Annotated in this window: 13 protein-coding genes; 9 read left to right on the forward strand and 4 right to left on the reverse strand. The window is 59.8% G+C overall.

All coding sequences use genetic code 11. The features are described from left to right. The first annotated feature begins 4 nt into the window (after positions 1 to 4). Together pyrC and rnt are read left to right on the forward strand one after the other, a co-directional pair. Positions 5 to 1051 carry a dihydroorotase gene (pyrC, locus tag ACP7BX_RS03900; RefSeq protein ID WP_034102409.1) on the forward strand — a complete coding sequence of 349 codons (1047 nt, stop codon included), beginning with the start codon at positions 5 to 7 and terminating at the stop codon, positions 1049 to 1051. Then, positions 1048 to 1719, forward strand: a complete 672-nt coding sequence (gene rnt, locus ACP7BX_RS03905) for a ribonuclease T (RefSeq protein ID WP_010212742.1) — start codon at positions 1048 to 1050, stop codon at positions 1717 to 1719. The genes pyrC and rnt overlap by 4 nt, the downstream gene beginning before the upstream one ends. A gap of 66 nt (positions 1720 to 1785) precedes the next feature. Here rnt and ACP7BX_RS03910 read toward each other — a convergent pair whose 3' ends face one another. Next, positions 1786 to 2388, reverse strand: a complete 603-nt coding sequence (locus ACP7BX_RS03910; RefSeq protein WP_003172097.1) for a peroxiredoxin — start codon at positions 2386 to 2388, stop codon at positions 1786 to 1788. A 244-nt stretch (positions 2389 to 2632) separates the two neighbouring features. On the opposite strand from ACP7BX_RS03910, the gene ACP7BX_RS03915 reads away from it, so the two are divergent. Both ACP7BX_RS03915 and bfr read left to right on the forward strand, forming a co-directional pair. Next, positions 2633 to 2851, forward strand: coding sequence for a bacterioferritin-associated ferredoxin (locus ACP7BX_RS03915; RefSeq protein WP_010564137.1), 219 nt, complete (start codon positions 2633 to 2635; stop codon positions 2849 to 2851). 200 nt (positions 2852 to 3051) lie between these two features. Further along, positions 3052 to 3525 carry a bacterioferritin gene (gene bfr, locus ACP7BX_RS03920; RefSeq protein ID WP_033896414.1) on the forward strand — a complete coding sequence of 158 codons (474 nt, stop codon included), beginning with the start codon at positions 3052 to 3054 and terminating at the stop codon, positions 3523 to 3525. Positions 3526 to 3594: 69 nt separating this feature from the next. Here the strand turns inward: bfr and grxD are convergent, their stop codons facing one another. Both grxD and ACP7BX_RS03930 read right to left on the reverse strand, forming a co-directional pair. Next, complete coding sequence (grxD, locus tag ACP7BX_RS03925; RefSeq protein WP_426128414.1) at positions 3595 to 3933, reverse strand: Grx4 family monothiol glutaredoxin; 339 nt, start codon at positions 3931 to 3933, stop codon at positions 3595 to 3597. Positions 3934 to 4010: 77 nt separating this feature from the next. After that, positions 4011 to 6119, reverse strand: a complete 2109-nt coding sequence (locus tag ACP7BX_RS03930; protein WP_426128412.1) for a molybdopterin oxidoreductase family protein — start codon at positions 6117 to 6119, stop codon at positions 4011 to 4013. Positions 6120 to 6554: 435 nt separating this feature from the next. On the opposite strand from ACP7BX_RS03930, the gene argF reads away from it, so the two are divergent. Together argF and ACP7BX_RS03940 are read left to right on the forward strand one after the other, a co-directional pair. Beyond that, entirely contained in the window at positions 6555 to 7475 is a 921-nt protein-coding gene (gene argF / locus ACP7BX_RS03935; RefSeq protein ID WP_038847844.1) for an ornithine carbamoyltransferase, read from the forward strand. Continuing rightward, positions 7472 to 8578, forward strand: coding sequence for an ABC transporter ATP-binding protein (locus tag ACP7BX_RS03940; RefSeq protein WP_314525216.1), 1107 nt, complete (start codon positions 7472 to 7474; stop codon positions 8576 to 8578). Before argF ends, ACP7BX_RS03940 begins: the two co-directional genes overlap by 4 nt. Before the next feature lie 7 nt (positions 8579 to 8585). Here ACP7BX_RS03940 and ybaK read toward each other — a convergent pair whose 3' ends face one another. Further along, the gene (gene ybaK / locus ACP7BX_RS03945; RefSeq protein WP_028619057.1) at positions 8586 to 9056 is read right to left on the reverse strand and encodes a Cys-tRNA(Pro) deacylase; all 471 of its coding nucleotides are present in this window, start codon (positions 9054 to 9056) and stop codon (positions 8586 to 8588) included. Positions 9057 to 9383: 327 nt separating this feature from the next. Between ybaK and ACP7BX_RS03950 the strand changes: the two genes are divergently transcribed. The 3 genes from ACP7BX_RS03950 to ACP7BX_RS03960 all read left to right on the forward strand — a co-directional run bounded on the left by ACP7BX_RS03950 (position 9384) and on the right by ACP7BX_RS03960 (position 12660). Further along, positions 9384 to 10241, forward strand: coding sequence for an MIP/aquaporin family protein (locus ACP7BX_RS03950; RefSeq protein ID WP_133074501.1), 858 nt, complete (start codon positions 9384 to 9386; stop codon positions 10239 to 10241). Between the two features lie 74 nt (positions 10242 to 10315). Beyond that, positions 10316 to 11821 (forward strand): glycerol kinase GlpK, encoded by a 1506-nt coding sequence (gene glpK / locus ACP7BX_RS03955; protein WP_010212752.1) that lies wholly within the window; start codon positions 10316 to 10318, stop codon positions 11819 to 11821. Positions 11822 to 11904: 83 nt separating this feature from the next. Further along, positions 11905 to 12660, forward strand: a complete 756-nt coding sequence (locus ACP7BX_RS03960; RefSeq protein WP_010212755.1) for a DeoR/GlpR family transcriptional regulator — start codon at positions 11905 to 11907, stop codon at positions 12658 to 12660. Positions 12661 to 12819 lie beyond the last annotated feature (159 nt).

Consider the following 12819-nt stretch of genomic DNA (forward strand, 5'->3'; position numbering starts at 1 on the left):
CCCAATGTCCGACCGCCTGACCCTGCTGCGTCCCGACGACTGGCATATTCATCTTCGCGATGGTGCTGCGTTACCCCACACCGTGGCCGATGTCGCGCGCACGTTTGGCCGCGCCATCATCATGCCTAACCTGGTACCTCCGGTGCGTAATGCCGAGCAAGCCGATGCCTATCGCCAGCGTATCCTCGCTGCACGACCGGCCGGCAGCCGCTTCGAACCGTTGATGGTGCTCTACCTCACCGACCGCACCCAGCCCGAAGAGATTCGTGAGGCCAAGGCCAGCGGTTTCGTGCACGCTGCCAAGCTGTACCCGGCCGGCGCGACCACCAACTCCGATTCCGGCGTGACCAGTATCGACAAGATCCTGCCGGCCATCGAAGCCATGGCCGAAGTCGGCATGCCACTGCTGATCCACGGTGAAGTCACCCGTGGCGACGTGGACGTGTTCGACCGCGAGAAGATCTTCATCGACGAGCATATGCGCCGTGTGGTCGAGCTGTTCCCGACCCTCAAGGTGGTGTTCGAACACATCACCACCGCCGATGCCGTGCAGTTCGTCACCGAGGCTTCGGCCAACGTCGGCGCGACCATTACCGCCCATCACCTGCTGTACAACCGCAACCACATGCTGGTGGGCGGGATTCGGCCGCACTTCTATTGCCTGCCGATCCTCAAGCGCAACACCCACCAGGTGGCGTTGCTGGATGCGGCGACCAGCGGCAATCCGAAGTTCTTCCTCGGCACCGACTCGGCGCCCCACGCCCAGCACGCCAAGGAAGCCGCGTGCGGCTGTGCCGGCTGCTACACCGCCTATGCGGCGATCGAGCTGTACGCCGAAGCGTTCGAACAGCGCAATGCCCTGGACAAGCTTGAAGGTTTTGCCAGCCTCAACGGCCCGCGTTTCTACGGCCTGCCGGCGAATACCGACCGCATCACCCTGGTCCGTGAAGACTGGACCGCCCCTGCCAGCCTGCCGTTTGGCGAGCTGACCGTTATCCCGCTGCGCGCCGGTGAAACACTGCGCTGGCGCCTGCTGGAGGAAAGCAAGTGAGTGAAGACCATTACGACGACGAACACGAGCACAGTGGTGGCGGCTCCCGCCACCCGATGGCCGAGCGGTTTCGCGGCTATCTGCCGGTTGTCATCGACGTAGAAACCGGTGGTTTCAATTGCGCCACCGACGCCTTGCTGGAAATCGCTGCAACGACGATTGGCATGGATGAGCAGGGTTTTGTGTTCCCGGAACACACCCACTTCTTCCGCGTCGAGCCGTTTGAAGGCGCTAACATCGAAGCGGCGGCCTTGGAATTTACCGGTATCAAGCTCGATCACCCACTGCGCATGGCAGTCAGTGAAGAAGCGGCATTGACCGATATCTTCCGTGGTGTGCGCAAGGCGTTGAAGGCCAATGGCTGCAAACGCGCGATCCTCGTCGGCCACAACAGCAGCTTCGACCTGGGCTTCCTGAACGCTGCCGTGGCGCGGTTGGACATGAAGCGCAACCCGTTCCACCCGTTCTCCAGCTTCGACACGGCCACTCTCGCCGGCCTGGCGTATGGCCAGACGGTGCTGGCGAAAGCCTGCCAGGCCGCCGGTATCGATTTTGACGGCCGTGAGGCCCACTCGGCTCGCTACGACACCGAGAAGACTGCCGAGCTGTTCTGCGGCATCGTCAACCGCTGGAAAGACATGGGCGGCTGGGAAGACTTCAACGATTGAGGTGATTATCCCGCCCATAAAAAAACCGGCCTTATCAGGCCGGTTTTTTTGTACCTCGAACCTGGCTTACAGCTTGCCAGCGTTCTCGGTCAGGTAAGCCGCAACGCCTTCTGGCGAAGCGTTCATGCCTTTGTCGCCTTTTTTCCAGTTGGCAGGGCAGACTTCGCCGTGCTCTTCGTGGAATTGCAGGGCGTCGACCAGGCGGATCAGCTCTTCCATGTTACGACCCAGTGGCAGGTCGTTGATGATCTGGGAGCGGACAACGCCCTTGTCGTCGATCAGGAACGCGCCACGGAACGCCACGCCGCCTTCGGACTCAACGTCGTAGGCCTTGGCGATGTCGTGCTTCATGTCGGCAGCCATGGTGTATTTGACTTTGCCGATGCCGCCATCATTGATGGCAGTGTTGCGCCAGGCGTTGTGGGTGAAATGGGAGTCGATGGAAACGGCTACCACTTCAACGTTGCGCGCCTTGAAATCGTCCATGCGGTGGTCCAGAGCGATCAGCTCCGAAGGGCAGACGAAGGTGAAGTCCAGCGGGTAGAAGAACACCAGGCCGTATTTGCCTTTGATGGCTTCAGACAGTTTGAAGCTGTCTACGATTTCGCCATTGCCGAGGACGGCTGGGACGTCGAAATCCGGGGCTTGTTTGCCGACGAGTACGCTCATTGGGTATCTCCTGATGTGAGGGTGACGATTGAAGTAAAAGGACCGGCCCCGAGTCTGCCGCATTCATGCGACAGCCCTGTGACGCAGTCACGCTTCGTGAAGACCGACCATCATACACTGAAAAAACCGTTCGTCAGTGCGGGCGCGGTGCCAGCAAATACCCTACGAATCTACTTTGACAATCATTCTCGTTAACATTAAGATCCATCGCACTTAAGCCTTAAACCCGCGACGGTTCTCCCTTATGTATGTGTGCCTCTGTACTGGCGTCACCGACGGACAAATCCGCGAAGCAATCTATGAAGGTTGCTGCAGCTACAAGGAAGTGCGTGAAACCACCGGCGTTGCCAGCCAGTGCGGTAAATGTGCTTGCCTCGCCAAGCAAGTGGTACGGGAAACCCTGACGCAGCTGCAGACAGCCCAGGCCGCGCTCCCCTATTCAGCAGAATTTACACACGCCTGATTGGCGTGTTTTAAAGAACCGGACTTAGTGTCCGGTTTTTTTATGCCCGCAATTCAATAAGTTAGCGCTAAGACGCGGAACACAAACATTCTTATTCCGATTAATTTTCATTTATTATTCAATAACTTAGGTTTGACACTAGGGATTTCGCCGCTCAAACTCTGCCCTATACACAGCTATTACAGGGCAGGACCCCAGTCATGAAAGGCGACATCTCAGTCATCCAGCAACTCAATAAAATCCTTGCCAATGAACTGGTCGCGATCAATCAGTACTTTCTGCATGCGCGCATGTATGACGATTGGGGCCTGGAAAAGCTGGGCAAGCGTGAATACAAAGAATCCATCAAGGCCATGAAGGATGCGGACAAGCTGATCAAGCGCATCCTGTTCCTGGAAGGCCTGCCGAACGTGCAGGACCTGGGCAAGCTGAACATCGGCGAGCACACCCAGGAAATGATCAGCAGCGATCTGAAGTTCGAACACAAGAGCCACAGCGACCTCAAGGCCGCCATCGCTCATTGCGAAACCAAGGGCGACTTCGGCAGCCGCGAACTGCTGGAAGACATCCTGGAAGACCAGGAAGAACACATCGACTGGCTGGAAACCCAACTGGGCCTGATCGACAAAGTCAGCCTGGAAAACTACCTGCAATCGCAGATGGGCGAAGAATAAGCCCCCAGCAAGCAGGTACAAAAAAGCCCCGCTCTCTCACGAGAAGCGGGGCTTTTTATTGCAAGCGCATCAAGCGTCGGTCTTGGCCGCCGCGTTGGCTGCTGCTTCTTTGACCAGCGTTTGCAGCGAACCATCAGCCACCATCTCAACGATGATGTCGCTACCGCCGACCAGCTCACCGGCCACCCACAGCTGTGGGAAAGTCGGCCAGTTGGCGTATTTCGGCAGGTTGGCGCGGATTTCAGGGTTTTGCAGGATATCCACGTAAGCGAATTTCTCGCCGCACGCCATGATGGCCTGGGACGCCTTCGCGGAGAAACCGCACTGAGGAGCGTTTGGCGCGCCCTTCATGTAAAGCAGAATGGTGTTGTTGGCAATCTGCTCTTTGATCGTTTCGATGATATCCATGGAACACCTCGGCTGGAACTTTGCGACTCACAGGTCGGCACGGTGGCGCATTGTAACGCAAAATTCCAGCGCAGTGCTCAGGCGGCTGCTACCTGCACGGGGACCCCGTTCAATGCCGCATTGCCCGATAGCTCGTCCAGTTGCCGTTCGTCGGTCAAATCGTTGGCACTCGCCCCTGGCTGCCCACTGGCGATCGTCATCTGTACCCCAGGACGCCCGTGCCCCCAACCGTGGGGCAGACTGACCACACCGGGCATCATGTCCAGGCTGGCCACCACTTCCACTTCGATCATGCCGATGCGCGAACTGACCCTGACCCGCTGACCATCGGTCAATTGCCGACTGGCCAGATCATCCGGATGCATCAGCAATTGATGGCGCGGCTTGCCCTTCACCAACCGGTGATAGTTATGCATCCAGGAATTATTACTGCGCACATGGCGGCGGCCGATCAACAGCAGTTCGTCAGCCACCGGCACCGGTTGCGCGGCAAAGCGCGACAGGTCGGCGAGAATCACCGGCGGCGCTGCCTGCACCTTGCCATCAGCGGTTTTCAAACGCGCTGCAAGGTTGGGTTGCAGCGGCCCAAGGTCGACGCCGTGGGGATGATCCGCCAGCATGGCCACGGACAACTTGTGGCTGGATGCATCACCGTAGACGCCCGCACGCAGACCGAAATCAATCATGTGCGCCGGAGGCATCGTCGGCTTGAGCGCGACACCGTTCTGGGCTGCGAAGGCGTTGGCCAGGCCGACGAAAATCTCCCAGTCATGCAACGCGCCTTCCGGCTTGGGCAAGATCGCCCGATTGAAGCGGGTGACATTACGCACCGCGAACATATTGAAGGTGGTGTCGTAATGATCGTTTTCCAGCGCCGACGTAGACGGCAGGATCAGGTCGGCATAGCGCGTGGTTTCGTTGATATAGAGGTCGATACTGACCATGAACTCCAGGCCATCGAGGGCCTGTTCCAACTGCCGGCCGTTGGGCGTCGACAACACCGGGTTGCCTGCCACCGTCACCAATGCACGGATTTGTCCTTCGCCCTCGGTCAGCATTTCTTCAGCCAACGCCGACACAGGCAACTCGCCACCGTACTCCGGGCGCCCAGACACCCGACTCTGCCAGCGATTGAAATGCCCGCCACCAGTCGACGCCACCAGGTCCACCGCCGGCGTGGTACATAGCGCGCCACCAACGCGGTCCAGGTTGCCGGTCACCAGGTTGATCAACTGCACCAGCCAATGACAGAGCGTGCCAAACGCCTGCGTCGACACACCCATGCGCCCGTAGCAAACGGCCTTGTCGGCTGCAGCAAAGTCCCGTGCCAACTGGCGGATCTGCTCGGCAGGCACCGCACATTGGCGGCTCATGGCCTCGGCGGTAAACCCGGCGATCGCACGACGCACCTCCTCAAGGCCTTCAATCGGTAGATGGCTGTCACGCGTCAGGTTCTCGCTGAACAAGGTGTTGAGCAGCCCGAATAACAACGCCGCATCCCCACCGGGACGCACGAACAGATGCTGGTCGGCCATTGCTGCCGTTTCACTGCGCCGTGGGTCGACCACCACCACTTTGCCGCCCCGCGCCTGGATCGCCTTGAGGCGTTTCTCCACGTCGGGCACGGTCATGATGCTGCCGTTGGACGCGAGCGGGTTGCCTCCCAGGATCAGCATGAAATCGGTGTGATCGATGTCCGGGATCGGCAACAACAGGCCATGGCCGTACATAAGGTAACTGGTGAGGTGATGGGGCAGTTGGTCCACCGAAGTCGCGGAAAACCGATTGCGCGTCTTCAACTGGCCGAGAAAATAGTTGCTGTGGGTCATCAGCCCATAGTTGTGCACGCTGGGGTTGCCCTGGTACACCGCCACCGCATTCTGGCCGTGCCGCGCCTGAATGCCTGACAGACGCTCGGCGACAAGCGCGAAGGCGTCTTCCCATGCAATCGGCTGCCATTCGCTGCCGACCCGCAACATGGGTTGGTGCAGGCGGTCGGGATCGTTCTGGATATCCTGCAACGCGACGGCCTTGGGGCAGATATGCCCACGGCTGAACGTATCCAGCGCATCGCCCTTGATCGAGGTGATCGCCAGGCTGCCATCGTCGGCTTGGGTAGTTTCCAGGGTCAGGCCACAAATGGCTTCACACAGGTGGCAGGCACGGTGGTGGAGAGTCTTGGTCATGGCCAGTCTCTTTTATAGGGGCTTTGATCCCACTATGGGCCGCGACCGAGACGGGCGCCACCAACGTTCGTCCCGTGAATCGACCTGCATCAGGCCAGACCATGGCCAAGCGTGAGCAAATGTTTCAAAACCTGGCATACCGCCTCTGAAACCGACGCAGCCTGGCCTGCGCCCGCCCCCGCACGTTGCAAAAGGTCTCGGCGCCAGTGTACAAATGGCTCGCTGCTGTCTGGAAATAGTCTTCAAAAGCGCCTTGGCGCCCTTCTTGAACACCCTTAAAAACCGTAGCCCTATTGGTAAGACGCGACATTTAATTATAAGATCGCGCCTTCCCCTATTTCGTCGCCCCGTGCGGCTTTCGCCGCAGGTCTCGCCCGTTGTCACAATAAACAAGGCTTTGAGTATCTGCGGTCTGTTGCAAAAAGGTAGTTAATGATGAGCGCAAGGCACTTTCTCTCCCTGATGGATTGCACGCCCGAAGAGCTGGTCAGCGTGATCCGTCGAGGCATTGAGCTTAAAGACCTGCGTAACCGCGGCGTACTGTTCGAGCCTTTGAAAAACCGCGTACTCGGCATGATCTTCGAGAAGTCGTCGACCCGCACCCGCGTGTCATTCGAAGCCGGCATGATCCAACTGGGTGGCCAAGCCATCTTCTTGTCCTCGCGCGACACCCAACTGGGCCGTGGCGAGCCGATCGCCGACAGCGCAAAGGTGATGTCGAGCATGCTCGACGCCGTGATGATCCGTACTTTTGCCCACAGCACCGTGACCGAATTTGCCGCCCACTCCCGCGTACCGGTGATCAACGGCCTGACCGACGACCTGCACCCGTGCCAGTTGCTGGCCGACATGCAAACCTTCCTTGAACACCGCGGCTCGATCCAGGGCAAGACCGTGGCCTGGATCGGCGACGGCAACAACATGTGCAACAGCTATATAGAAGCGGCGATCCAGTTCGACTTCCAACTGCGCGTTGCCTGCCCGGAAGGCTACGAGCCTGACGCGCGCTTCCTGGCCCAGGCCGGCGACCGCGTGACCCTGGTGCGCGACCCGCGTGACGCGGTGATCGGCGCACACCTGGTGAGTACCGACGTCTGGACCTCCATGGGCCAGGAAGAAGAAACCGCCAAGCGCCTGGCCCTGTTCGCCCCGTATCAGGTGACCCGCGCCCTGCTCGACCTGGCCGCGCCCGACGTGCTGTTCATGCACTGCCTGCCGGCCCACCGTGGCGAAGAGATCAGCACCGACCTGCTCGACGACCCACGCTCGGTCGCCTGGGACCAGGCCGAAAACCGCCTGCATGCGCAAAAGGCCCTGCTCGAATTCCTCGTCCCGCCGTCGTACCACCACGCATGAGCCAGCCATTACTGCTGAACCTGCGCAATCTGGCATGCGGCTATCAAGATCAACGGGTGGTACAGAACCTCAACCTGCACCTCAATGCCGGCGATATCGGTTGCCTGCTGGGCTCTTCGGGGTGCGGCAAGACCACCACGTTACGTGCGATTGCCGGGTTTGAGCCGGTGCACGATGGCGAGATCAGCCTGGCGGGCGACGTCATCTCCAGTGCCGGTTTCACACTGGCACCGGAGAAACGTCGTATCGGCATGGTGTTCCAGGACTACGCACTGTTTCCTCACCTCAGCGTGGCCGACAACATTGCCTTCGGCATTCGCAAGCATCCGCAAAAAGATCGTGTGGTGGCTGAGTTGCTGGAGCTGGTCAACCTGAAGAACCTCGGCAAACGCTTTCCCCACGAACTTTCCGGCGGCCAGCAACAACGCGTCGCCCTCGCCCGCGCTTTGGCGCCGGAGCCGGCCCTGTTGCTGCTGGATGAACCCTTCTCCAACCTGGACGGCGAGTTGCGCCGCAAGCTCAGCCACGAGGTGCGCGACATCCTCAAGGCACGCGGCACCAGCGCGATTCTGGTGACCCATGACCAGGAAGAAGCCTTTGCCGTCAGCGACCAGGTCGGGGTTTTCAAGGAGGGTCGTCTGGAGCAGTGGGACACGCCCTACAACCTCTATCACGAACCGCAGACGCCCTATGTCGCCAGCTTTATCGGCCAGGGTTACTTCATCCGTGGCCAATTGAGTTCGCCGGAGTCGGTCAGCACCGAACTGGGTGAGTTGCGCGGCAACCGCGCCTACACCTGGCCGACCGGCGGCGCGGTGGATGTGCTGCTGCGCCCGGATGACATCGTCTACGCACCGGACAGCGCGTTGAAAGCGCGGATCGTCGGCAAGACCTTCCTCGGCGCGTCGACCTTGTATCGCCTGCAACTGCCGACCGGCGCGCAATTGGAGTCGATTTTCCCGAGCCATGCCGACCATCAGGTCGGCGCGGATGTGGGGATCCGTGTGGCGGCCGAACACCTGGTGTTGTTCCAGGCCTCAGGCAGCACCGCCGCGCAGATCCCTCAAGCCGAATCCGGCGTGCGACGCTACAGCCCGGTCTAACGCGCTGTCATGCCCGGCCAATTTCTGCGAATTTGGCCTGGGTATGTTCAGCCAACACCGCTGCCGGCAGTTCAACTTCCAAGCCTCTTCTCCCCGCACTCACAAAGATCGTTGCAAAGGGTTGCGCCGTTGCATCGATAAACGTGCGCAGGCGTTTCTTTTGCCCCAACGGGCTGATGCCCCCCAGCAGATACCCGGTTGAACGCTGCGCCGCCGCCGGGTCGGCCATTTCAACTTTCTTGACGCCCGCCGCGTGAGCCAGAGCCTTCAGGTCCAGACTTCCGACGACCGGCACCACCGCCACCAACAATTCGCCCTTCTCGCTGCTCGCCAACAAGGTCTTGAACACCTGCGCCGGGTCGAGGCCCAATTTTTCCGCGGCCTCCAGCCCATAGGACGCCGCCTTGGGGTCGTGTTCATAACTGTGGATACGATGTTCGGCGCGAACTTTTTTCAACAGGTCCAATGCGGGGGTCATGACGTCTCCGGGCGTGGCAAACAGATGGCCAATTCTAGGCCAAGCCCACACAAAACGCTCTAGTCCGCCCACTCTTAAGGTGCACACACAATGTGACAAGCGTGATCATTCACCAGACCAATAGTTTGAAAGTGACTGACGGTTCACTTTCGACCTTTGACAGCCGTCATTCTTGTCTATATTTTTTCGTTTCCGAATACTGTAGGAATAGACCTACAGCACTCAAGCAGTAAGCCGTGACCGGGATGGGGATCCTTGCCACGGTGAAAATCGCGCAACAATCCGTTGAGGTTGTGCGCCAGACAAGAACAACAACTGAGGTTTTCCATGACAACTGCTCTTCAACAGCCTTCACTTTCGAGCCAATGCATGGCCGAATTCCTGGGGACTGCGCTTCTGATCTTCTTCGGTACAGGATGCGTCGCTGCGCTCAAGGTCGCGGGAGCCAGCTTTGGCTTGTGGGAGATCAGCATCATCTGGGGGGTCGGCGTCAGCATGGCGATCTACCTGAGCGCCGGGATTTCCGGGGCCCACCTCAACCCCGCCGTCAGTATTGCCCTGTGTATTTTCGCTGACTTCGAAAAGCGCAAACTGCCCTTCTATATCCTCGCCCAGATCGCCGGTGCCTTTTGCTCGGCGGCCTTGGTGTACACGCTCTACAGCAACCTGTTTTTCGATTACGAACAAACCCATCACATGGTGCGCGGTTCCCAGGCCAGCCTTGAATTGGCGTCGGTGTTCTCCACCTACCCCCATGCGCTGCTGAGCACCGCCCAGGCGTTCCTGGTGGAAATGGTCATCACCGCGATCCTGATGGGCGTGATCATGGCCCTCACCGATGACAACAACGGCCTGCCACGCGGCCCGTTGGCCCCGCTGCTGATCGGCCTGCTGATCGCGGTGATTGGCAGCGCCATGGGCCCGTTGACCGGCTTTGCGATGAACCCGGCGCGGGATTTCGGGCCCAAGCTGATGACCTTTTTCGCAGGCTGGGGTGAAATGGCTTTCACTGGTGGCCGTGATATCCCTTACTTCCTGGTACCGATTTTCGCGCCGATCGTCGGCGCATGCCTCGGTGCTGCGGCCTATCGCGGGCTGATTGCCCGCCATCTGCCGAGCGCCGCACCTGCTATAGATGAAGCAACACCTGACACGGCTGTCAACGGCAAGACCCGTATTTCCTGATAGCGCCAGCCTGGGCACCTGCCCTTTGTAGCCCAGGCTGATTACCGATTTTCTTATTTTCCAAGGCATTCGACATGACCGATATTCAGAATAAGAACTACATCATTGCCCTTGACCAAGGCACCACCAGTTCCCGGGCGATCATCTTCGATCGTGACGCCAACGTGGTCTGCACCGCCCAGCGTGAATTCGCACAGCACTACCCGCAAGCGGGTTGGGTCGAGCATGACCCGATGGAAATCTTCGCCACCCAGAGCGCGGTGATGGTCGAGGCCCTGGCCCAGGCCGGCCTGCACCATGACCAGGTCGCCGCCATCGGCATCACCAACCAGCGTGAAACCACCGTGGTGTGGGACAAAGTCACCGGTCGCCCGATCTACAACGCCATCGTCTGGCAGTGCCGCCGCAGCACCGAGATCTGCCAGCAACTCAAGCGCGACGGCCACGAGCAGTACATCAGCGACACCACCGGCCTCGTCACCGACCCGTACTTCTCCGGCACCAAGCTCAAGTGGATCCTCGACAACGTCGAAGGCAGCCGCGAACGTGCGCGCAATGGCGAACTGCTGTTCGGCACCGTCGACAGCTGGCTGATCTGGAAATTTACCGGCGGCAAGACCCACGTCACCGACTACACCAACGCCTCGCGCACCATGCTCTTCAACATCCACACCCTGGAGTGGGATGCGAAGATGCTGGAGATCCTCGACATTCCGCGCGAGATGCTGCCGGAAGTTAAGTCGTCGTCCGAAATCTACGGCCGCACCAAGAGCGGCATTGCCATCGGCGGTATCGCCGGTGACCAGCAAGCCGCCCTGTTCGGCCAGATGTGCGTCGAAGCCGGCCAAGCCAAGAACACGTACGGCACCGGCTGCTTCCTGTTGATGAACACCGGCGACAAAGCCGTGAAATCCAAGCACGGCATGCTCACCACCATCGCTTGCGGCCCGCGCGGCGAAGTGGCCTACGCCCTGGAAGGTGCGGTGTTCAACGGCGGTTCCACCGTGCAATGGCTGCGTGATGAGCTGAAAATCATCAACGACGCCCACGACACCGAATACTTCGCTGGCAAGGTCAAGGACAGCAACGGCGTGTACCTGGTGCCGGCCTTCACCGGCCTGGGCGCCCCGTACTGGGACCCGTACGCCCGTGGCGCACTGTTCGGCCTGACCCGTGGCGTACGCGTGGACCACATTATTCGTGCGGCCCTGGAGTCGATTGCCTACCAGACCCGCGACGTACTCGACGCCATGCAACAGGACTCGGGCGAACGCCTCAAGGCCCTGCGCGTGGACGGCGGCGCGGTGGCCAACAACTTCCTGATGCAGTTCCAGGCCGACATCCTCGGCACCCAGGTCGAGCGCCCGCAAATGCGCGAAACCACCGCATTGGGCGCCGCCTACCTGGCCGGCCTGGCGTGCGGCTTCTGGGGCAGCCTGGAAGAGCTGCGCGGCAAGGCAGTGATCGAGCGCGAATTCGAACCGCAGCTGGACGAAGCGGCCAAAGAGAAGCTCTACGCCGGCTGGCAAAAAGCGGTCAGCCGCACGCGCGACTGGGAGCCTCACGAAGGCGCTGAATAAGCCAACGTCCGGTTGTAACTGGCAGGGAGCGGATTCCTGCGTCATCATGGGCCACTTTTGTATGGCAGCCCAAAGGACGCCCCATGAATCTGCCTCCCCGCCAACAACAAATCCTCGAGCTGGTCCGCGAACGCGGCTACGTCAGCATCGAGGAAATGGCGCAGCTGTTCGTTGTCACCCCGCAAACCATCCGCCGCGATATCAACCAGCTGGCGGACGCCAATCTGCTGCGCCGCTACCACGGCGGCGCGGCCTATGACTCCAGTGTCGAAAACACCGCCTACGCCATGCGCGCCGACCAGATGCGCGACGAGAAACAGCGTATCGGCGAAGCCATCGCTGCGCAGATCCCCGATCACGCCTCGCTGTTCATCAATATCGGCACCACCACCGAATCCATCGCCCGTGCGCTGCTCAACCATAATCACCTGAAAATCATCACCAACAACCTCAACGTCGCCACCATGCTCAGTGCCAAGGACGACTTCGACGTGTTGTTGACCGGCGGTAACGTGCGGCGTGACGGCGGTGTGGTGGGTCAGGCGAGTGTGGACTTCATCAACCAGTTCAAGGTCGACTTTGCCCTTGTGGGCATCAGCGGTATCGATGAAGACGGCAGTCTGCTGGACTTCGATTACCAGGAAGTTCGGGTTTCCCAGGCGATCATCGCCAATGCACGCCAGGTGATCCTGGCAGCGGACTCCAGCAAATTCGGGCGCAATGCCATGATTCGCCTGGGGCCGATCAGCTTGGTGGACTGCCTGGTGACCGATCAGCAGCCGGTGCCGGCGTTGGTGCAGTTGCTGAACCAGCATAAGGTTCGACTGGAAGTCGTCTGAGGCTCTCCACTCTTCACTGTGGCGAGCGTGCTCGCCACAAACGCGCCTTTAAGCCGATCATAATGTTCACAAATCTTCCTTTCCCAGCCCTTCGATGAGTTTTTTCAATCGAAGTCGGCTGGCTGCGCGCGTGTTTATCAGCTACCATTTTCGCAAATG

Origin of the sequence: Pseudomonas sp. DWP3-1-3b3 (assembly GCF_049896305.1) — a bacterium.
Classification (GTDB): domain Bacteria; phylum Pseudomonadota; class Gammaproteobacteria; order Pseudomonadales; family Pseudomonadaceae; genus Aquipseudomonas; species Aquipseudomonas azotoformans_A.